Annotated in this window: 20 protein-coding genes and 1 tRNA gene; 6 read left to right on the plus strand and 15 right to left on the minus strand. The window is 55.1% G+C overall.

All coding sequences use genetic code 11. From position 1 onward, the window contains the following. Window positions 1-631: 631 nt before the first annotated feature. From ACTCIA_RS03700 to kdsA, 14 genes are all read right to left on the minus strand, one after another. Window positions 632-718, minus strand: a tRNA-Leu gene (locus ACTCIA_RS03700). Between the two features lie 22 nt (window positions 719-740). After that, the gene (gene secG, locus ACTCIA_RS03705) at window positions 741-1,118 is read right to left on the minus strand and encodes a preprotein translocase subunit SecG (protein WP_463000456.1); all 378 of its coding nucleotides are present in this window, start codon (window positions 1,116-1,118) and stop codon (window positions 741-743) included. 5 nt (window positions 1,119-1,123) lie between these two features. Continuing rightward, on the minus strand, window positions 1,124-1,885 hold the full coding sequence (gene tpiA, locus ACTCIA_RS03710) for a triose-phosphate isomerase (RefSeq protein WP_463000457.1): 762 nt from the start codon (window positions 1,883-1,885) through the stop codon (window positions 1,124-1,126). A gap of 14 nt (window positions 1,886-1,899) precedes the next feature. Then, window positions 1,900-2,901 carry a type I glyceraldehyde-3-phosphate dehydrogenase gene (gap, locus tag ACTCIA_RS03715; RefSeq protein ID WP_463000458.1) on the minus strand — a complete coding sequence of 334 codons (1,002 nt, stop codon included), beginning with the start codon at window positions 2,899-2,901 and terminating at the stop codon, window positions 1,900-1,902. A gap of 49 nt (window positions 2,902-2,950) precedes the next feature. Next, window positions 2,951-3,367 (minus strand): PTS sugar transporter subunit IIA, encoded by a 417-nt coding sequence (locus ACTCIA_RS03720; protein WP_463000459.1) that lies wholly within the window; start codon window positions 3,365-3,367, stop codon window positions 2,951-2,953. Window positions 3,368-3,381: 14 nt separating this feature from the next. Next, window positions 3,382-4,251 carry an RNase adapter RapZ gene (gene rapZ / locus ACTCIA_RS03725; RefSeq protein WP_463000460.1) on the minus strand — a complete coding sequence of 290 codons (870 nt, stop codon included), beginning with the start codon at window positions 4,249-4,251 and terminating at the stop codon, window positions 3,382-3,384. Next, window positions 4,251-4,709: a PTS sugar transporter subunit IIA gene (locus ACTCIA_RS03730; protein WP_463000461.1), complete on the minus strand. Its 459-nt coding sequence runs from the start codon at window positions 4,707-4,709 to the stop codon at window positions 4,251-4,253. Before ACTCIA_RS03730 ends, rapZ begins: the two co-directional genes overlap by 1 nt. A gap of 60 nt (window positions 4,710-4,769) precedes the next feature. Continuing rightward, on the minus strand, window positions 4,770-5,315 hold the full coding sequence (gene hpf, locus ACTCIA_RS03735) for a ribosome hibernation-promoting factor, HPF/YfiA family (protein WP_410268548.1): 546 nt from the start codon (window positions 5,313-5,315) through the stop codon (window positions 4,770-4,772). Window positions 5,316-5,333: 18 nt separating this feature from the next. Further along, window positions 5,334-6,758 carry an RNA polymerase factor sigma-54 gene (gene rpoN, locus ACTCIA_RS03740; RefSeq protein ID WP_463000462.1) on the minus strand — a complete coding sequence of 475 codons (1,425 nt, stop codon included), beginning with the start codon at window positions 6,756-6,758 and terminating at the stop codon, window positions 5,334-5,336. Window position 6,759: 1 nt separating this feature from the next. Then, window positions 6,760-7,485, minus strand: coding sequence for an LPS export ABC transporter ATP-binding protein (gene lptB / locus ACTCIA_RS03745; RefSeq protein WP_463000463.1), 726 nt, complete (start codon window positions 7,483-7,485; stop codon window positions 6,760-6,762). Next, window positions 7,482-8,087 (minus strand): LptA/OstA family protein, encoded by a 606-nt coding sequence (locus ACTCIA_RS03750; protein WP_463000464.1) that lies wholly within the window; start codon window positions 8,085-8,087, stop codon window positions 7,482-7,484. Before ACTCIA_RS03750 ends, lptB begins: the two co-directional genes overlap by 4 nt. After that, complete coding sequence (gene lptC / locus ACTCIA_RS03755; protein WP_463000465.1) at window positions 8,080-8,643, minus strand: LPS export ABC transporter periplasmic protein LptC; 564 nt, start codon at window positions 8,641-8,643, stop codon at window positions 8,080-8,082. Before lptC ends, ACTCIA_RS03750 begins: the two co-directional genes overlap by 8 nt. 68 nt (window positions 8,644-8,711) lie before the next feature. Beyond that, window positions 8,712-9,236: a KdsC family phosphatase gene (locus ACTCIA_RS03760; protein ID WP_463000466.1), complete on the minus strand. Its 525-nt coding sequence runs from the start codon at window positions 9,234-9,236 to the stop codon at window positions 8,712-8,714. Further along, the gene (kdsA, locus tag ACTCIA_RS03765; RefSeq protein WP_463000467.1) at window positions 9,229-10,071 is read right to left on the minus strand and encodes a 3-deoxy-8-phosphooctulonate synthase; all 843 of its coding nucleotides are present in this window, start codon (window positions 10,069-10,071) and stop codon (window positions 9,229-9,231) included. The genes ACTCIA_RS03760 and kdsA overlap by 8 nt, the downstream gene beginning before the upstream one ends. A gap of 223 nt (window positions 10,072-10,294) precedes the next feature. Here kdsA and ACTCIA_RS03770 point away from each other — a divergent pair, with 223 nt between their 5' ends. The 6 genes from ACTCIA_RS03770 to ACTCIA_RS03795 all read left to right on the plus strand — a co-directional run bounded on the left by ACTCIA_RS03770 (window position 10,295) and on the right by ACTCIA_RS03795 (window position 17,978). Then, window positions 10,295-11,689: a M23 family metallopeptidase gene (locus tag ACTCIA_RS03770; RefSeq protein ID WP_463000468.1), complete on the plus strand. Its 1,395-nt coding sequence runs from the start codon at window positions 10,295-10,297 to the stop codon at window positions 11,687-11,689. Between the two features lie 73 nt (window positions 11,690-11,762). Further along, window positions 11,763-12,416, plus strand: a complete 654-nt coding sequence (gene lepB / locus ACTCIA_RS03775) for a signal peptidase I (protein ID WP_463000469.1) — start codon at window positions 11,763-11,765, stop codon at window positions 12,414-12,416. Window positions 12,417-12,431: 15 nt separating this feature from the next. Continuing rightward, window positions 12,432-13,370: an aspartate carbamoyltransferase catalytic subunit gene (locus ACTCIA_RS03780; RefSeq protein ID WP_463000470.1), complete on the plus strand. Its 939-nt coding sequence runs from the start codon at window positions 12,432-12,434 to the stop codon at window positions 13,368-13,370. Beyond that, a complete protein-coding gene (locus tag ACTCIA_RS03785) occupies window positions 13,354-14,652 on the plus strand; it encodes a dihydroorotase (protein ID WP_463000471.1) in 1,299 nt (432 codons plus the stop codon). Before ACTCIA_RS03780 ends, ACTCIA_RS03785 begins: the two co-directional genes overlap by 17 nt. An 18-nt stretch (window positions 14,653-14,670) precedes the next feature. After that, window positions 14,671-16,068: a sigma-54-dependent transcriptional regulator gene (locus ACTCIA_RS03790; RefSeq protein ID WP_463000472.1), complete on the plus strand. Its 1,398-nt coding sequence runs from the start codon at window positions 14,671-14,673 to the stop codon at window positions 16,066-16,068. Between the two features lie 20 nt (window positions 16,069-16,088). Then, on the plus strand, window positions 16,089-17,978 hold the full coding sequence (locus ACTCIA_RS03795; protein WP_463000473.1) for an ABC-F family ATP-binding cassette domain-containing protein: 1,890 nt from the start codon (window positions 16,089-16,091) through the stop codon (window positions 17,976-17,978). Here the strand turns inward: ACTCIA_RS03795 and ACTCIA_RS03800 are convergent. After that, on the minus strand, window positions 17,975-19,531 hold the full coding sequence (locus tag ACTCIA_RS03800; RefSeq protein WP_463000474.1) for a GNAT family N-acetyltransferase: 1,557 nt from the start codon (window positions 19,529-19,531) through the stop codon (window positions 17,975-17,977). The two genes, ACTCIA_RS03795 and ACTCIA_RS03800, sit on opposite strands and share 4 nt — an antisense overlap. Between the last annotated feature and the right edge of the window lie 98 nt (window positions 19,532-19,629).

Consider the following 19,629-nt stretch of genomic DNA (forward strand, 5'->3'; position numbering starts at 1 on the left):
ATTCGCCCCACGCTGGCGAATGTTTCTGGTTCGACTGCTTAATTTTATAAATGATTTCAGTTTGTTTTACCTGTTAAAGACTGAAGATAACCATTTGACGGGCTTCTATATTCGTTTGCGTGCGTGTTTGCAAATTGTTTGCACAAATCCATTGTTTAAATTTGGCGCAATACCAAATAGTTATTTTAGCTTTTCCCGGAATTACATATGATATGATTTTATTTAATAATTTCAAAAGGATATGTGGCGGAGAGGGTGGGATTCGAATCCATGCTCTTCCGTTTTTTAATTCATCCCGGCATTTCCCGGATGAATCTCTTTTTTGTGAGGCTGCACAGTTTTTCTTTTGGCATTGTTGTATCCCTTGGGGTTCATCTGGTGTTCCCTTGCTTTAATTTATCAATTATTTCAGTTGGAGTCCCCGGTTCGAATTCGGGTACCGACTCGATGTTTTAAGGCAACACGAGGCCGGATGAAAAATATTAGGTTAAACTTTATAAAATCAGGATGTTGCTTATGGAAGGGAAGGGGGGCGCGCCCACAATCTCGACTCTGGGCACGCGGCCAACATCCGGCCAACAAAAGAGGGGCTACCTGTTTAAGGTAAGCCCCTCTAATTATTGATAAATTATGGTGCCGAAGGCCGGATTTGAACCGGCACGGGCGTAGCCCACTACCCCCTCAAGATAGCGTGTCTACCAAATTCCACCACTTCGGCACAAACTGGATGTAAACCGAGCTTATTGCGGGTTGTCCTCTGCTGACGGCGCTGCGGGCGCCTGCTCATCCGGTGCTGCTTGCTCGCCGCCCGGTGCAGCGGGCACCTGGTCTGCGGGCAGACTTTGTTCCGCAGCCGGCGGCTGAAATTCCTCAACCACGGACTTGTCCCCGCTTTTGGAGATATAGGCCAGAGACAGGGACGTGACCATAAACACTACAGCCGCCACGGTGGTAATCTTGCCCAGAAACGTGGAAGCCCCGGTGTTGCCAAACAAAGTCTGGTTGCCGGCTCCCCCGAACATGGCGCCCATGCTGGCTCCCTTGCCGGTTTGCAGCAGAACAATGCCGATCAAGGAAAAGCAGACAAACAGATGAATAATAATAATCAATACATGCATTGGATTTAACGCTTATAATGTATAATTTCAGCAAATGTTTCCGGCTTCAGGCTTGCGCCGCCCACCAGTGCCCCGTCAATGTCGGGCAGGTCCATCAATTCGGCAGTGTTTGCCGGTTTGACGCTGCCGCCGTATAAAATCCGGGCGGCCCCTGCAATATGCGCCCCAAAGCGTTTTTCCAGAAATTGCCGCACATGCGCGTGGACTTCCTGTGCCTGCTCCGGGGTGGCGCTTCTTCCGGTGCCAATGGCCCAGACCGGTTCATAGGCCATGACAGCCTGGCTGAACTGATCTTCAGACAGTCCTTCTAACCCGTTTTCCATCTGTTTGTCAAGCACGGAAAACGTTTTTCCGCCATCCCGCTCGGTTTCGCTTTCGCCGATGCAGATAACCGGCACCAGTCCGGCGGCCACGGCAGCCTTGATTTTTTTGTTCACGCCCTCGTCGGTTTCCCCAAAGTACTGGCGGCGTTCAGAATGGCCGATGATCACATACCGGCAGCCGGCTGAAACCAGCATCGGGGCGGAGACTTCTCCTGTGTAGGCCCCTTGGTTTTCCCAGAACAGGTTCTGGGCGCCGAGCTGCACCGGCGTGTCTCCGATGATGCGGCTGATCGGCACCAGGGCGGTTGCCGGCGGGGCGATCATGATCTCTGCCTGCTCGTCTCCGGTGAGTTGTCCCAAAAGTGCCCGGGCCGTGTCTTCTGCTTCCGGGCAGGTTTTGTACATCTTCCAGTTGCCGGCGATCATGGGTCTGCGTGTTGTCATGGCCACCTCCGGAATTAAAGCTGTTTTCCCATCATTTCAGCCAGGTCCACCAGGCGGGTGGAATAGCCGGTTTCATTGTCATACCAGGAAAGGACCTTGACCATGTTGTCAATTACATAGGTGTTTTCCGCATCCACTACAGATGAAAGTCTGTTGCCGTTGAAATCCTCGGAAACCAGCGGCAGTTCGCTAAATCCCAGAATGCCGGCCAGCGGGCCTTCGGCGGCTTCTTTCAAGGCCGCGTTCACGGTTTCCGCAGTTGCCGGCTGCTTGAGGGTGGCCACAAAATCCACAAGTGAGACATTGGGCGTGGGCACCCGGATGGCCATGCCGTTTAGCTTGCCGTTTAGCTGGGGCAGCACCAGGCCCACGGCCTTGGCCGCGCCCGTGGTGGTGGGAATCATGGACATGGCAGCCGCACGCGCCCGGCGCAGATCCTTGTGCGGGGCGTCCAGCAGCCGCTGGTCGCCGGTGTAGGAATGGACGGTGGTCATCAGGCCGCTTTGGATGCCGAATTTTTCATCCAGCACCTTGGCCACGGGCGCCAGGCAGTTGGTGGTGCACGAGGCGTTGGAGACAATATGATGGTTTGCGCTGTCATAGTCGGTTTCATTGACGCCCATAACAAAAGTCATGTCCGGGTCCTTGCCGGGTGCGGAAATAATGACCTTTTTCGCCCCCGCGCTCAGGTGCTTGGCTGCGCTGTCCCTGTCCCGGAAAAGGCCGGTGCATTCGGCCACGATGTCCACGCCGGCTTCTTTCCAGCCGATATTGGCCGGATCTTTTTCCGCAAAAACCCGGATGGTTTTGCCGTTGACCGAAATGGCGTTGTCCCGGGCAATGATCTCCGCATCCAGGCGCGGGTGTACCGAGTCATAAATCAAGAGGTGGGCAAGGCTTTTGGTGTCCATGATATCGTTGACTGCTGTTACCTCGATGTCGGACCGGTTCAGGGCGGCCCTGAAAACCAGTCTGCCGATTCTGCCCATTCCGTTGATGCCGAGTTTGATCGCCATTTTCCTTCCTCCTTATAAATGTGGTATTCACAATAAATGAAGTTTGTTTTTATTCCCGCTTGTTGCCTTTTAAAATATCGCTGGCAAGGGAAATGCTTTTTTTGCCGTAAGCCTCGATGGTTTTGGCCAGTACATCGAGCTTTGATTCCCGGTTGCGGGCGTTGGCCGCCTTGATCAGAACCGGCAGGTTCACCCCGGAAATCACCTCAATGCGGCCTTCCTCCAGAAACGAGTAACTCAGATTTGAGGGAGTGCCCCCAAACATGTCCGTAAGGATAATCACTCCTTCGTTTTCGTCCACATACTGCACAGCCTTGTCAATCCTGCTTCTGAGTTTGTTGACATCCTGTGACAGGTCTATAGAAACCGCGGTTACAGCCCGGGGCCGTTCATCGAAAATCATGGATGCGGTTTCAATGAGCGCCTCGCCGAGCTGTCCGTGAGTGACAATAACAATTCCGATCATAAAACGTCCTTGGCTCAGGTTTTGAGATCCACATCCCGGTGTGTGAGCATCACGGGCCTGCCTGGTTTGTTGATGTGCGCATAAAGCGCCTCGGCAATAACCACGGATCGGTGCTGCCCTCCGGTACAGCCCACTGCAATGGTGAGATAGGCTTTGCCTTCCTTTTCGTAGAGCGGGAGCAAAAAGTCAACCAAATCATGAAATTTTTCAGTAAACGCCCGGGTAATGCTGTTTGTCTGTACAAATTCACGCACGGGCCGGTTGCGGCCGTCGAGATCCTTGAGTTCGGGAACAAAAAAGGGATTGGCCATAAACCGCACATCCATGACCATGTCCGCGTCCTGGGGAATGCCGTGTTTGAAGCCGAATGAAAGCACCTGTGTGCGCATGGGCTTTGAATCGATGATGGTTTCCACCAGGTTGAAGATGACGGATTTCAGATCGTGGAGTGTATAATCCGTGGTGTCGATGACACGGTCGGCCATCTGGCGAATGTGATCCATCTGTCCGATTTCCGCCCGGATGCTTTCCTGCAGGCCCCGGTCCTGGGACAGGGGATGATGCCGCCGGGTCTGGCTGTATCGCCGCAGGATAACGTTTTCTTCAGCTTCCAGGAAAAACACGTCAATGTTGTATCCGCGCTGGCGCAGATCATGGAAAATCTCCGGAAAGGAACGGAGAAACCCCTTTTCCCGTAAATCCATGACAAATCCGAGCCCCGCGATCTCGGATTCCGATTGCAGGGGAAGCTCCATGAACTTGGGCAGCAGCTTGACCGGCATGTTGTCAACGCAGTAAAAGCCCGCATCTTCAAGTGCGGCCAGGGCCACGCTTTTGCCCGATCCGGACAAGCCCGTGATAATGACAATTTTATGCCGATGCATCAGAAATCCTCATCCACTTCCGAAAGCACGTCCATGACTTGTTGGGCTTTGTGTACCCGCATCAGTTTTTCCTTGAAATCCTTATCCCTGAGCAGTTTTGAAATCCGGGCCAGCACCCGCAGATGCAGCCCCGTGGAATCGTCCGCGCTCAACAACAGAAAAAATATATAAGCGGGCTTGCCGTCCAGGGCATCAAAATTGACCCCGTTTCGGCTCAGCCCGAATCCGAGCACCAGGGATTCAATTCCGTTGATTTTGCCATGGGGAATGGCAATGCCGTCGCCGATGCCCGTGCTGCCCAGCCGTTCGCGTTCGATAAGCACCCGGACGATATTGCGCTGCTCCAGGCCGGTCAGGGCGGCCACCGGCTCTGTAAGCTCGTCGATAACCCCTTTTTTATCCGTTGCCTGCAGGTTGGTCAGGATCGTGTCCGCGGTAATATAATCAAGTATTTTCATAACATTGCACCCTGTTTGCGCGGTGCCGGCCAGTTGCCGGCCGGCACCGGTGCTTCGGTGTTATCCCAGGGGCTGAATCAGTCCGAGATCCCCGTCATTGCGTCGATAAAGCACATTGATCTGGTTGGTCCGGGCGTTTCTGAACACCAGAAAATTATCCGAAATCAGATCCATCTGCATGATGGCTTCTTCCACGTCCATGGGTTTGTATTCAAGGTTCTGGACAATGACGTTGGCACCCGGGGCTTCTTCGGGGGACTCGTCCCCGCTTGGCATTGCCGCCGGCTCCGGGCTTCGGTCCTCACCCCGGCCGCCCTGGCGATGGTTTTTGATTTTGGCTTTTTGTTTTTTGATCTGTTTTTCAAGCTTGTCCAGGGCCAGGTCAATGGAGGAATACATATCATTGGATTTTTCCCGGCACACGATATTGAGCCGGTCGCCGGTCACCCGGATTTCTGCGATATGACGGATTTTTTCCACGGAGAGCACCACCTGTGCTTCCGCCGGATTGTCCAGGAGCTTGTCCATGCGGTCGAGTTTGCTGGATACATAAGATTTCAGGTGATCGGAGGGATCAAGGTTTTTGAATGTCACGGATGTTTGCATGGGTACCTGCCTCCTTGATTAGGGTTGTTTACGCTTGCTTGATGGAAGAACCCCCATGATTTCCCTGTACTTGGCAACGGTCCGACGGGCGATGCGGATGCCGGATGCCGCCTCGAGCATGTCGGCGATTTTTTTGTCGCTATAGGGCTTTTTGGGGTTTTCTCCGGCAATAATCCTTCTCATTTCCTCCTGTACGCTGGCCGAGGCAATGGTGTTGCCGTCAGCCCGGTTAATGGAGCTGTTGAAAAAGAATTTGAGTTCGAAGATGCCGTGCGGGGTGTGGGCGTACTTGTTGGTGGTCACACGGCTGATAGTGGATTCATGCATGTTAATGTCTTCTGCCACGTCCCGCAGCACCATGGGTTTTAAATGGGCGATGCCCTGGTCGAAAAAATCGCGCTGGAATTTGACGATGCTGACCATGACGTTGTAAATGGTCCGCCGCCGCTGCTGAATGCTTTTGATGAGCCACTCGGCAGACCTGAGCCGGTCGCGCAGATAAGTGCGCGTGTCTTTGGCAATGGGTTCTCCTTTGCGCACGGCCTGGCGATAGTAGGAATTGATGTGCAGCTGCGGGATTTCGTCGTCGTTTAGCATAACGATATAGTCATCGCCTTCCCTGTAGACATAGACGTCCGGCGTGATGTAGATCTGCTCCTCGTCGCCGTAGCGGAATCCGGGCCTGGGATCGAGCTGGCGGATAACCTCGATGGCAGCAGACAGGGTTTCCATGCTGCATTTCAGCTCCCGGGCAATGACCTGATAGCGTTTGTTTTCCAGGTTCTTGAGGTGATCGCGCAGCAGTGTCTCGACAAACGGATCTTCAATGCCGAACTGCCGGGCCTGAATCAGCAGGCACTCGCTTAAGTCCCTGGCGCAGATGCCCGGCGGATCAAAGGTCTGCATCACGTAAAGCACGTCTTTGACCTGTGAAACATCGGTTTCGGCCATTTGGGCGACTTCTTCCAGGGGGACGTCAAGGTAGCCGTATTTGTTCAGGTTGCCGATGATCAGGCTTCCGATGGCTTCCTGCTCGGCCGTGGGCCGGGTCATGAGCAGCTGCCAGCGCAAATGATCGTAAAGGTTTGTCCGGCTGGCGGTAAAGGCCTCATAATTGGGCGCCTCCTTATCTTCGGACTCATAATGAACCCGCCCCGTGGAGCTGTATTCGTCCATGTACTGCTGCCAGTCAAGCCGCTCGTCAAAGGAATCCTCCATTGTGATTTCCCTGGCATCAGCGGCTTCAGCCGTTTCAGCCGGAGTTTCCTCGGGCGTTTCCACGGTCTCGGATTCTTCCAGGGTGGGATTGCTTTCCAGTTCCTGCTGAACCATTTCCACGAGTTCCAGGCGCGACAACTGCAGAAGCTTGATGGCCATCTGCAGCTGCGGGGTCATAACAAGATGCTGCTGGAGTTTTAAGTTCTGTTGGAGTTCGATTGCCATATCAGAGTCTGAACTTTTCTCCCAGGTAGATTTCTCGGGCAACAGGGCTTTGGGCGATCTTTTCCGGGCCGCCCGACTCGATTACCTCGCCGTTGTTTAAAATATAGGCCTTATCACACACGCCCAGGGTTTCCCGAACGTTGTGGTCTGAAATCAGGATTCCGATACCCCGCCGGCTCAGGTGTAAAATAATGTTTTGAATATCGATGACCGCCAACGGATCAATGCCGGCAAAGGGCTCGTCAAGCAGAATAAAGGCCGGATCCGTTGCCAGCGCCCGGCTGATTTCCAGCCGGCGGCGCTCTCCGCCGGAAAGCACTCCGGCTTTTTGTCCGGACAGCCGTTTGATGCCAAGCTCGTCGAGCAGTGCATCGGCTTTCTGGTCCTGCTCAGCTCTGGATATCGGCAGGGTTTCGAGAATCGCCAGCAGGTTGTCGCGCACGTTGAGCTTTTTGAATACCGACGGTTCCTGGGGCAGATACCCCACCCCCTTGCGGGCCCGAACGTGCATGGGATCCTCGCTGATGTCTGCATCATCGAGAAACACATGGCCGCCGTCAGGCCGGATCAGACCCACGGTCATGTAAAAAGTGGTGGTTTTGCCCGCCCCGTTGGGCCCCAGAAGGCCCACCACCTCGCCTCCGGTCAGGTTCAGGTCAACCTGATTGACCACTTTTCGGCCATGATAGGTCTTTACCAGGTTTTTCAAATTCAGGGTTCGGGTCATGGCTTCCGGGCTTTGCTGGTTTCTGTTTTGTCCTGATTGTCCGCGCCGGATTCGGATTCAAAAACAGCTTCCACGCGCTTGCCCGCATCTGAGCTGACCACGATTTCTCCGGTTTCCCGCTGCAGGGTGACCTTTCTGCCGACAATGGTGTTGCCGTTGTTTTTGATTTCCACGCGCTCGCCTGTCAGGGTCAGCAGGCCGTCATCTGCGGTATATACGGCTTTCCGGCTTGTGGCGGTTTGCTCCTCGGTATGGATAACCACGCTGCCTTCAGCTTCCATGCGCCGGATACTGCTTTCACTCATGCCGGACTGACCGGGCTGAGCGCCTTGTTCGGCCTTATAGAAAATTTTGAGCCGGTCGGATTTGATTTCGGTTTTTCCCTGGACTGCGTGGGCATTGCCGATAAATTCGGCGCTGTTTTCATTGCTCTTGATCACCATCTTGTCCGAGGTGATGTGAATGCGGCCTTCATCTGGCTGAAACAGCCCGGGGTTTTGCGCCAGGCAGGGCCAGGCTGTCAGCAGGGTTATCATAATCGCGGCAATGGCCAAGATTCCGGCCGGAACCGGACTGTTTTTGCGTGCCTTGTCTTTATTCAACGGGATCCATCCATGAGTTGACGTTACCTTTAAGGGTGACTTGGTCTTTTTGGAGTTCAACTCTTGCCGAGTCACCGGAAATCCGCATATTTTCTCCGTGAATAACCACTTTCTGGTCTGTATACAATATATGTAACTCATGGTCATAATGCAAGCTTTCGGTCCTGAGCTCATATCCGGGATAACGGACCACAACCGATTTTTCCACCGTCATGTCCCGGGTTTTGGTGTCAAGTTCGCCGGTATCTGCAAAAAGTTTGACCTCGGTACCGTCTGAGCCGAACGCGGTCATTTCAATATCTGTGAGCACGGCCCTGTTCTGATCCGAATAGATTTCAGCAGTGGCTGCGTTCAGCACCCATTCGGTTTTTCCGTCCTGTGTGGCAGTATGCTCAAACCCGTTTATGGTCAGGGACGCTTCCGAGGTGTTTTCCTTTTCGGTCTGCTCCTCGTGGCCGGTCTGCATGCGGAACCGCACAAACACCGTTGCCAGCAGCACGGCGATTACAACGATGGCCAGCAATCCAGCCTGTTTGTATCGGGTCCGGTGTTTCATTAAAATGTTCAAGGTTCAAGGTTCAAGGTTCAAAGTTCAAGGTTCAAGGTTCAAGGTTCCTTCGGGATTTAGGTCCGGTTGAGCCAGCGGGAAATGATGGATTCCCACAAACCCTTTGCCGAAAGAATGCGTTCGCAAACCTCCCGAACAGCGCCGTAACCGCCGGGCCTGGTCGTGACCATGTCTGCGTGCTGCCGGACGATTTCATGGGCATCTGCCACGGCCACGGCCAGACCCACCCGCTCCATGATGGCCAGGTCCACGAGGTCGTCTCCCACAAAAGCGGTCTGGGCCGGGCTGCATCCGGCCTGCGAAAGAATTGACGCCAGAAGCGCCAGCTTGTCCTTGACGCCTGTATGGCAATAGTCAATGCCGAGTTCCGCAGCCCTGCGGTCTACAGCCGCGGATTTTCGCCCGGAGATAAGACCCACCCGGATACCGCCCTCCCGGACCATGCGGATGCCCAGGCCGTCTTTAACATCAAAGGTTTTTGCCTCATCGCCGCCTGCAAAATAGAGAATCCGGCCGCTGGTGAGCACTCCGTCGACATCGAGCAGCAGCACCCGGATTTGCTTGAGTTTTTCTTCAATCATGTGAGGGGGTTCTCTCCGGTTTGATCAATGCATTGTTGATGGCTTTGAGCTGTTTGAGCAGAGGCTCGAGTTCATCCAGGCGAATGGAGTTGGGGCCGTCTGACAATGCTTTGTCCGGTTCCGGATGGACTTCCACAAACAGGCCGTCTGCCCCGGCGGCAATGGCCGCCTTTGCCAGTATGGGCGCAAACTGGCGCTGGCCGGCGGATGCGCCCCCGGCACCGCCGGGCAGTTGAACGCTGTGGGTGGCGTCAAAGATTACAGGGCATCCAAGTGCCTGCATGATGGGAATGCTTCGAAAATCGGCAACCAGGTTGTTGTATCCAAAAGATGCGCCCCTTTCGGTGAGAAGTATCCGCGAGTTTCCGGCGGATCTGGCTTTTTTTGCAACATGATCCATGTCCCAGGGCGCCAGAAACTGTCCCTTTTTGATATTTAAGGGTCTGTTTGTCCGGGCGGCAGCCACGATCAGGTCGGTCTGGCGGCACAAAAAAGCCGGAATCTGCAAAACGTCGAGCACTTCGGCAGCCAGTTCGGCCTCAGAGGGGCTGTGAATATCGGACATCACGGCCACATCCAGCTCCCGGCCAATTTCGGAGAGGATTTCCAGGCCCTGCTTGATGCCCGGGCCCCGGTATGAATCAATGGATGTCCGGTTGGCCTTGTCATAGGACGCCTTGAATATAAACGGTATGTCAAGTCCGTTGGTGATCTCTTTTAAAGTGCGGGCGACCTGCATGACGCCTGTGTAATCTTCAATTACGCAGGGTCCGGCCACCAGAACGAAAGGCCGGCCGCTGCCCGCGGAAAAGTTTTTGATCTGAACTTCTGTCATTGAAAAATCGATCCTTTTGGTTGATTTGCCGGGTCATGGCCTTTGCACGCCAGCCGCTTGCATCATTGGCCGGCTCCGGGCGCCGGCAAAATCCATGCCTCCTGTTACCCCGCGTGCCGGTAAAAGTCAAGATTCGAAAATAAGGCCTTGCCTCCTGGTCGGTGAGCTGTTAAAAATAGCTTTCGTTTACCGGCATCCAATCAAATTTCAGGGATCAATATACATGGGTTTTAAAAAACGCAAGGAACGTGGCAAAAGTCTGAAATACAGCCTGGCGGCTGTTTTGATAATAATGGTGGCCGTATCTGCGATCTGGCTGCTGATGGTTAAATTCGAGGGCAGGGCGCCGGAGATTGAACTCGACATGTCCGATTCGTTTGTTGGCGCCGATGCCGCGGTTTCCGGCACAATCACCGATGAAAAGTCGGGAATCCGCAAGCTCTGGATTGCCGTGATCCAAAACGACAGGGAAACCGTGCTCAAAGAGGAATCCGACTTTGCCGGCACCCAGCAGGGACCGCCCAGGCAGAGGCGTTTTGAGGTGGATTTAAATGCCGGAAAACTGGATCTCAAGGACGGAAAGGCCCTGCTGCGCATCGCTGCCTGGGATTATTCCTGGCGCGGCTGGTTTTCCGGCAACCAGGCTTACCTGGAAAAAGAAATCACCATTGACACCCAACCGCCGCGGGTGGAGGTCATCAGCCGGCAGCACAATATCCGGCCCGGCGGCTCTGGTCTGGCTGTCTACCGGATGTCCGAGGATTGTCCCGAGCACGGGGTTGTTGTCGGAGATCATTTCTTTCCGGGCCACAAGGGATATTTTGACGATCCGGACATGGCTGTTTGCTTTTTTGCCCTGGCCCATGATCAGGACAGCGACACGAAGCTGCATGTGCAGGCTGTTGATCCGGCGGGCAATTCAGGCCGGGGCGGGTTTTATTACCATATCCGCAACAAAGGCTTTGACGCTGAAACCCTGCCGGTTTCCGACCGTTTTCTGTCCCGGATTCTGCCGGAGTTTCAAAACGAAGACGGTTTTCCGGCCGATGCCGGCGCCCTGGAACAATTCTTGTTTGTCAACCGCGAACTGCGCAAAAAAAACAACCGCACCATCCTTGCCCCGGGCCGGTCTCCGGGCGGGCAGATGCACTGGCAGGGGGGCTTTTCCAGGCTTCCCAATGCCGCAAGAAAAGCCAGTTTTGCCGATCACCGCACCTATGTTTACAACGGGGAAAAAATCGATGAGCAGATCCACATGGGCATTGACCTGGCCTCTGTGAGCCAGGCGCCGGTGCCTGCGGCAAATGCGGGCAAGGTGGCGTTTGTGGGCAGGGCCGGCATCTATGGCAACGTTGTGATCATCGACCATGGGTTTGGCCTGTTTTCCGTGTATGCCCATTTGAGCCGCAGCAGCGTGTCAGAGGGCCGGATGGTGGAAAAAAACGATATTATCGGCGCCACCGGGGCCACCGGTCTGGCCGGGGGGGATCACCTGCATTACGGAATGTTTGTCCATGACGTGTTTGTGGATCCCATGGAATGGTGGGACGCGCAATGGATACAAAACAACATCACCGGCAAGCTGGAGCATGCCCGGGGGCTTGCAAAAAACAACTGACCCCCGAAAATGACGGCTTCTGCAAGGTTGATCCGGCTTTTTTCAGGAAACTCATCAACGATATTGTTAAAAATTGAAAAAAACATCAGAATCCCAGCAAATCCCGGATGAGGCCGGTGCCAACACCAAAAGCCGGCTGCGGGAAAATCTTGAAGCCATTGCCATCGCCGTTTTGCTGGCGCTTTTTATCCGGGCGTTTGTGGTCCAGGCATTCAAGATCCCTTCAGGATCCATGGAACCCACTTTGCAGGTGGGCGATCACATCCTGGTCAACAAGTTTATCTACGGCATCCGTCTGCCGGTCACCAATACCAAGATGATACCGGTGAGCCGTCCGGAACGCGGGGATATTATGGTGTTTGAATATCCGGTGGAGCCGGAAAAGGACTTTATCAAGCGGGTGGTGGCCCTGCCCGGAGATGTTGTTGAAATCCGGGATAAAAAGGTGTATGTCAATGGCCGGCTTGTTGACCAGTACACGGTCAAGCATACGAAAAAACGGGTGCTGCCGGGCACGGTCAATACCAGGGACAACTTCGGCCCGGTCATTGTGCCGGAAGACGCTTATTTTGTGTTGGGGGACAACCGGGACGACAGTTATGACAGCCGTTTTTGGGGCTTTGTAAAAGACTCGGCCATCAAGGGAGAGGCCTTTATCATTTACTGGTCCTGGGATAAGGACAACTTCGGGGTCCGGTGGGGCCGGATCGGCAAAGTGCTGCACTAATCAGGAAGCCTGCCCATGCAGTGGACAAAAAAGGACGTGCTCGACATTGAGTCGCTTTCAGTGGATGAAATTGAATTCATCTTTGAAACCGCCTTTGGTTTAAAGGAGATTTCAGAACGGCCCATCAAGAAAGTGCCCACCCTCCGCGGCCAGACCATTGTTTTGCTGTTTCTCGAACCCAGCACCCGGACCCGGGTTTCCTTTGATATCGCCGCCAAGCGGCTTTCGGCAGACAGCATTGCCATTGCCGCGGCTTCCAGCAGCATTGTAAAGGGAGAAACCCTGATTGACACGGCCAAAAATCTGCAGGCCATGAAGCCAGATATTCTGGTGGTGCGTCATTCATCGGCCGGCGCCCCGCATCTGCTGGCACGCAATCTCGATATTTCCGTAATCAATGCCGGAGACGGCATGCACGCCCATCCCACCCAGGCGCTGCTGGACATGATGACCGTAAAGGAAAACAAGGGCCGCATAGATGGGTTAAAGGTTTCCATTATCGGGGATATCGCTCACAGCCGGGTGGCCCGGTCCAATATCGCCGGGTTTACCAAGATGGGAGCCACGGTAAGTGTTGCCGGACCGCCCACCATGATGCCCGCGGGCATTGAGCAGCTCGGCGCACATGTGGCACCGGACATGGATGCCGCGGTTTCAGATGCGGATGTGATTATTCTGCTCCGGATTCAAAAAGAGCGCCAACGGCGCTTTTTGTTTCCCACGGAACGGGAATATGCCGCCAGCTACGGACTGAATGCCGCCCGCCTGCGCCGGATCAAGTCCGATGCGCTGATTTTGCATCCCGGACCCATTAACCGGGGCGTTGAAATCGCCCCGGAAGCGGCAGACGGGCCGCATTCCGTGATTCTGGATCAGGTGACCAATGGTGTGGCCCTGCGCATGGCTCTTTTTTATCTGCTGGCAGGAGGTGTGCGGGATGCAAATGTGGATTAAAGGCGGCCGGGTCCTTGATCCGGAAGAATTTGACGGCCCGGCCGATATTCTCGTGCAAGACGGCCGGATTGCCAGGGTGCAGCCGGCAGGACAGGGCAATGAAGCGGATTTTCCGGCCGACGCCGAAGTTATCGACGCCCGGGATCTGCTGTTGGTGCCGGGGCTTGTGGACATGCACGTGCATCTGCGCCAGCCGGGCCAGGAATACAAGGAAACCATTGAAACCGGCACCCGGGCGGCCGCAGCCGGGGGATTTACGGCTGTTTGCTGCATGCCCAACACCTCTCCGGTCAATGACTCGGAATCCGTCACACGCTTTATCATCCAGGAGGCCGGACGTCTGGGGTATGCAAGGGTCTATCCGGTGGGCGCTGTGAGCGTGGGTCTTGAAGGCCGGCAGCTGGCTGAATTCGGGGATCTGAAAGCTGCAGGGGCTGTGGGCGTGTCTGATGACGGTCAGCCGGTTTCCGATGCTCAGCTCATGCGCCGGGCCCTGGAATACGCCCGGGGAATCGGGATCTGTGTGATTTCCCACTGTGAGGAGATGGCCCTGGCCGGGGGGGCCATGAACGAAGGGGTCGTGAGCACCCGGCTGGGACTGGCCGGCATTCCCAATGCAGCGGAAAGCATTATGGTCATGCGCGACATTGCATTAAGCGAGCTCACCGGCACTCCTGTGCATATCGCCCATGTGAGCACCCGACAGTCGGTTGATGCCATCCGTGCGGCAAAGGCCGCAGGTGTCCCTGTGACAGCCGAAACCGCGCCCCATTATTTTACTTTGACCCACGAGGCGGTAAACGCCTATGACACCCATGCCAAGATGAATCCCCCCCTGCGCACGGAAGCCGACCGGCAGGCGGTGATCGCCGGCCTGGCCGACGGCACCATTGATGCGGTGGCAACCGATCATGCGCCCCACGGGGTGCTGGACAAAGAGCTGGAGTTCGATCAGGCGGCAAACGGGATCATAGGGCTGGAAACCGCCCTTAGCCTGGGACTGCGGCTGGTGGACGCCGGTCATCTGAGCCTGGGGCAGCTGATTTCGGCCATGTCCAAAAACCCTGCCCGGATTATCAAAAAAACCTGCGGTCTGGTCCCGGGCCTGCCGGCTGACATCACCCTCATTGATCTTTCCGCCCGGTACACCTACCATGCGGCAGACGGTTATTCCAAAGCCCGCAATACCCCGTTTGATGGTTGGCACTTCAAGGGCCGTGCCAGATATACGATCGTGGGCGGCCAAAAGGTCTTTGATTCGCAAAACCATGCAAACCTGTAAACACTGCTGATTGTTGTTATGACCGAAAAAGCCACATTGCTCATTGTTGACGATGAGCTGAGCATGCGCGAGTTTCTGGAAATCATGCTCGGTGCCGAGGGCTACGGGGTGGATACGGCTGAAAGCGGCCGCCGGGCCAAGGCCATGATCGATGAAAATGCCTATGACCTGATCCTGTGCGATATCCGCCTGGGCGATATCAGCGGCCTGGACGTGCTGCGCCGGGCCAAGGCAAATAATCCGGATACAGTGGTCATTATGATATCCGCTTATGCCACCGCGGAAAATGCGGTGGAAGCCATGAACGAGGGGGCCTATGATTACCTGCCCAAGCCTTTTGACAATGACGAGTTAAAGCAGACCGTTGCCAAGGCCCTGGAGCTCAAGACCCTTTCGGATGAAAAAAAACTGCTTGACGACGAGCTGCAGCAGAGCCTGCATTTCGGACTCCTGGTGGGCAACAGTCCCAGAATGATGCATATCTACGAGGTCATCGAGCAAATTGCGCCCACCCGCACCAACGTGATGATCACCGGGGAAAGCGGCACAGGCAAGGAACTCATTGCCCGGGCCATCCACAACCAAAGCAGCCGCAGTGACAAGCCCTTTGTGGTGATCAACTGCGGCAGCATTCCGGAAACCCTGATGGAAAGCGAGTTTTTCGGATATAAAAAGGGGGCGTTCACCGGTGCTTCCCAGGACAAAAAGGGCCTGTTTGAGGCCGCCCACACCGGCACCATTTTTCTCGATGAAGTGGGCGAATTAAGTCTTCCCATGCAAGTACGCCTGCTGCGGGTTGTCCAGGAGCGCTCCTTTAAGCCGGTTGGCGCCAATGATGACGTGTGCGTGGACATCCGTATTATTTCAGCCACCAACAAGCAGGTTGAAGAAGAAGTCATTGCCGGCCGGTTCCGGGAAGATCTTTACTACCGGCTCAACGTGGTGGAAATCAAGGTGCCGCCCCTGCGGGAGCGAAAAGGCGACCTGCGGGCTCTGGCCCAGCATTTTCTGGAAAAATACGCCCGGGAGGCGGGCAAGGAAATGACCAAGATTTCCTCCTATGCCGTGGATTTGCTCCAGAAATACGATTTTCCCGGAAACATCCGGGAACTGGAAAATCTGATTGAGCGAAGCGTTGCACTGTCGAGCACCAATATTTTGCTGCCCGACAACCTTTCCCTTTCCATTCACAAGCGCCGCTGGATCGAGGGGATTGAAAACCGGCGGTTTGACCTTGATGAGGTGCCCAAGGGCGTGTTTCTCGACAGCATCCTGGAGCAAATCGAGAGAGCCTATCTGGAAAAGGCGCTTTCCTGCACAAACGGCAATAAGCACAAGGCCGCTGAACTGCTTGGCATCACCTTCCGCTCTTTCCGCTACCGGTGCAGCAAGCTGGAAATCGAAAAACCGGAATAGCCTTAAAAGATATTATCCAAATGATCAATATTGAGGGATTAAGCAAAAGCTACGGTGGTCACGTGCTGTTTGATGACGTGAGCCTGCGGGTCCATGCCGGCGAGCGCCTGGGGCTGGTGGGCAGAAACGGGTACGGCAAAACCACCCTGTTTCGGCTGATCATCGGAGATGAGACACCGGATGCCGGAAGCATTTCCCGGCCGAGAAACTACCGGATCGGCCATGTGGCCCAGCAGCTTGAATTTTCCGCGTCCACGGTGCTTGAAGAAGGCATGCGAGGCCTGCCGGCGGATCGGTCAGAGGCCCACTGGGAGGTGGAAAAGATCCTTGCGGGGCTCGGGTTCTGCCAGGCGGATATGCAGCGGGCGCCTGCGGAATTTTCCGGCGGATACCAGGTGCGGCTCAACCTGGCCAAGGTGCTGGTCTCCCGGCCGGACATGCTTTTGCTCGACGAGCCCACCAACTATCTGGATATCACTTCTATCCGCTGGATCCGTCAATTTCTGGTCAACTGGCCGGGAGAGGTTTTTTTGATCACCCATGACAGAAGCTTCATGGACGGGGTGGCCACTCATATCGCCGGGATCCACCGCAGAAAAATCAAAAAGATCGCCGGCAATACGGAAAAATACTATACCCAGATTGCCCAGGAAGAAGAGGTGTATGAAAAAACCCGGCAGAATGACGAGCGCAAGCGCAAAGACATCGAGCGTTTTATCAGCCGGTTTCGGGCCAAGGCCCGCCTGGCCAACCTGGTGCAGTCACGGGTCAAGACCCTTTCGAAGCTCACCCGGAAGGAAAAACTGGAGCAGGCCAAAAATCTGGATTTTTCTTTTAACAGCCCCGGTTTTACAGGAAAATACATGCTCCAGGCGGAAAATCTCGCATTTTCCTATAACAGCGGACAAGCCAGTGAGCCGGCCGCCTGTCTGATTGACGATTTTTCCATGAGCATCGCCCCGGACGAGCGCATCTGCATCATGGGCAGAAACGGTGCCGGAAAAACCACCCTGCTGCGCCTGCTGGCAGGGGAACTGACCCCGCATGCCGGCCGGATTGACAATCATCCCAATGCGGTCAAGGGCCTGTTTGAGCAGACCAATATCCACACCTTATCCGATGAGCGCACTGTGGAAGAAGAAATCCTGGCCGCCAACCCGGACATGGGGCGCCAGACCGCCCGTAGCATCTGCGGGGCCATGCTTTTTGAGGGCGATCAGGCCTTGAAAAAAATCCGGGTGCTTTCCGGCGGAGAAAAATGCCGGGTCATGCTCGGCCGTCTGCTGGCCGCCCCGGCCAATTTCCTGCTGCTCGACGAGCCCACCAATCATTTTGACATGGAGTCGTGTGACGCATTGCTGTCTGCCATTGACGCATTTGACGGGGCCGTGGTCATGGTCACCCACAATGAAATGTTTCTCCATGCCCTGGCCCGGCGCCTGGTGGTTTTCCAGGGCGGCGGAATCCAGGTATTTGACGGCACATACCAGCGTTTTCTGGAAACCGTTGGGTGGGAAGAAGACGAGGCCGCAGCCGGCCGGCGGGAGGCCCCGGGGCAGAAAGCCGCTTGTGCCGGTCAGATCAGCAAGAAGGATTACCGCCGCCTTCGCTCAAAAATCGTGGCGGAAAAAAGCCGGGCGTTAAAGCCGGTGGAAGATGAGATCCAGGCGGTTGAAGACGACATTGTGCAATGGGAGCAGCAGCTCGAGGATTTAAACACCCGGATGCAGGAGGCTTCAGTAAACGGCGGGGGCCGGGAGATCGCCGAACTGTCCCGGGCTTTGCATGAGTGCCGGCAAAACATTGATGCCGGTTTTGAACGCCTTGAATCCCTGTCGGCCAAAGCTGATGCCAAACGGGCGGATTTTGACGCGCAAATGGAACAACTCGACAACCAGCGGCCTTTTTAAAAGATCAAATCCTCTTCCTCCGGCTTCCAGAGAATTTTGTAGAGATCCTCTCTTCTGCTCTGCAGGTTGCGCACGCTTCCCTGCTGCCGCAGTTCCTTTAGCAAATCCAGGTCCAGGTCCACCATCAGCGTCATTTCCGTGTTGGGGGTGGCTTCTGCGGCAATGGCGTCATGGGGAAATGCAAAGTCCGAGGGGGTGAACACCGCGGCCTGGGAATACTGGATGTCCATGTTTTCCACCCGGGGCAGGTTGCCCACGCTGCCGGATATGGCCACATAGCACTCGTTTTCAATGGCCCGGGCCTGGGCGCATCTGCGCACCCGCAGATAGGCGTTTTTGGTGTCGGTCCAGTAGGGCACCAGCAGGATATTCATTCCCTTGTCCACCAGATGGCGGGACAATTCGGGAAATTCAATGTCATAGCAGATCAGAATCCCGATTTTGCCCATGTCCGTGTTAAACACCCGCAGGTCGCTGCCGCCCCGCAACCCCCAGTAAAAGGACTCGTCCGGGGTGATGTGAAGCTTGTACTGGGCATCCCAGGTCCCATCGCGCCGGCAGAGATAGGAGACATTGTAGAGGTGTTCCCCGGAGTATTCCGGCACGCTGCCGGCGATGATGTTGATGTTGTAGGCAAGGGCCATCCGGAGAAACGATTCCCTGAGCGGTTCGGTATATTCAGCCAGCGACCGCATGGACTCGGCCGGGTTTTCCTGGTTGAAATTGCGCAGCAGCGGGGCGTTTAACATCTCGGGAAACAGAATCAAATCCGAATTATAGCCGGCCACGGCATCCACGAAAAATTCCGCCTGCTGGATAAAATCATCAAACGAGGCAAAGGGGCGCATCTGCCACTGCACCACACCGATTCTGGGATAGGCTTTTCTGCCGCCAAACAGTTTTCGCTTTTTTTCATAATAGATATTGTTCCATTCCAGCAGCACTCCGTAGGAGCGCGACTGGCTGTCTTCGGGAATGTAGTTTTTCAGGATTTTTTTGATGTGAAAGTCATTGGCCAGCTGAAAGGACAGGACCGGATCATAGATTTCGTTGTTTTTGACCTTCTGGATGTACTGCTGGGGGGTTAGCTCCTCGTGATACTCGTCATAGCCCGGAATCCGGCCGCCAAAGATGATGCCTTTGAGGTTTAACTCCTCGCAGAGTTCCTTTCTGGCGTCATAAAGGCGCCGGCCCAGACGCAGTCCCCGGTAGTCGGGATGGACAAAGATGTCGATGCCGTAGAGGGCGTCTCCGGCCGGATCATGGCCGCTGATCCGGCTGCCGCCGATAACATCGTCGTAAGAGTGCTTTTCCTCGTAAATATCGGCGTTGACAATAATGGCAAGGGCTGCGGCCACCACCTTGCCCTTGTCCTCGATGCAGATCTGACCTTCGGGGAACCGGTGTATCAGGGTGTGAAATTCACTTCTGTCCCAGGCCCCCATCTTGTCGGGATAGACCCGGTCCATGATTTCCTTGACATCCGGGTAGTCCCGGGTGATTAAATTGCGAAGCTTGAGTTTGTGTTCCGATGTTTGGCTGGTGGTATCCATTCTGTTCCTTTTGGGCTGTTGCTTTTGGCTTTTGTTTCAGTTCCGGGCCCTGCCTGCGGACCTTGCTGTAGCTGCAAAAAGTCGCTTTAACCTGCCTG

Source organism: Desulfosalsimonas sp., from assembly GCF_055149105.1.

Bases quoted from the DNA above. Each gene is read 5' to 3' on its own strand.
- ACTCIA_RS03730 (WP_463000461.1), bottom strand. From the start codon at position 4,709: ATGAAAATACTTGATTATATTACCGCGGACACGATCCTGACCAACCTG.
- ACTCIA_RS03760 (WP_463000466.1), bottom strand. From the start codon at position 9,236: ATGATTGAAGAAAAACTCAAGCAAATCCGGGTGCTGCTGCTCGATGTC.
- kdsA (WP_463000467.1), bottom strand. From the start codon at position 10,071: ATGACAGAAGTTCAGATCAAAAACTTTTCCGCGGGCAGCGGCCGGCCT.
- tpiA (WP_463000457.1), bottom strand. From the start codon at position 1,885: ATGACAACACGCAGACCCATGATCGCCGGCAACTGGAAGATGTACAAA.
- ACTCIA_RS03795 (WP_463000473.1), top strand. From the start codon at position 16,089: ATGATCAATATTGAGGGATTAAGCAAAAGCTACGGTGGTCACGTGCTG.
- hpf (WP_410268548.1), bottom strand. From the start codon at position 5,315: ATGCAAACATCCGTGACATTCAAAAACCTTGATCCCTCCGATCACCTG.
- ACTCIA_RS03770 (WP_463000468.1), top strand. From the start codon at position 10,295: ATGGGTTTTAAAAAACGCAAGGAACGTGGCAAAAGTCTGAAATACAGC.
- ACTCIA_RS03780 (WP_463000470.1), top strand. From the start codon at position 12,432: ATGCAGTGGACAAAAAAGGACGTGCTCGACATTGAGTCGCTTTCAGTG.
- ACTCIA_RS03800 (WP_463000474.1), bottom strand. From the start codon at position 19,531: ATGGATACCACCAGCCAAACATCGGAACACAAACTCAAGCTTCGCAAT.
- secG (WP_463000456.1), bottom strand. From the start codon at position 1,118: ATGCATGTATTGATTATTATTATTCATCTGTTTGTCTGCTTTTCCTTG.
- gap (WP_463000458.1), bottom strand. From the start codon at position 2,901: ATGGCGATCAAACTCGGCATCAACGGAATGGGCAGAATCGGCAGACTG.
- lptB (WP_463000463.1), bottom strand. From the start codon at position 7,485: ATGACCCGAACCCTGAATTTGAAAAACCTGGTAAAGACCTATCATGGC.
- lptC (WP_463000465.1), bottom strand. From the start codon at position 8,643: ATGAAACACCGGACCCGATACAAACAGGCTGGATTGCTGGCCATCGTT.
- ACTCIA_RS03790 (WP_463000472.1), top strand. From the start codon at position 14,671: ATGACCGAAAAAGCCACATTGCTCATTGTTGACGATGAGCTGAGCATG.
- rapZ (WP_463000460.1), bottom strand. From the start codon at position 4,251: ATGCATCGGCATAAAATTGTCATTATCACGGGCTTGTCCGGATCGGGC.
- ACTCIA_RS03785 (WP_463000471.1), top strand. From the start codon at position 13,354: ATGCAAATGTGGATTAAAGGCGGCCGGGTCCTTGATCCGGAAGAATTT.
- ACTCIA_RS03720 (WP_463000459.1), bottom strand. From the start codon at position 3,367: ATGATCGGAATTGTTATTGTCACTCACGGACAGCTCGGCGAGGCGCTC.
- rpoN (WP_463000462.1), bottom strand. From the start codon at position 6,758: ATGGCAATCGAACTCCAACAGAACTTAAAACTCCAGCAGCATCTTGTT.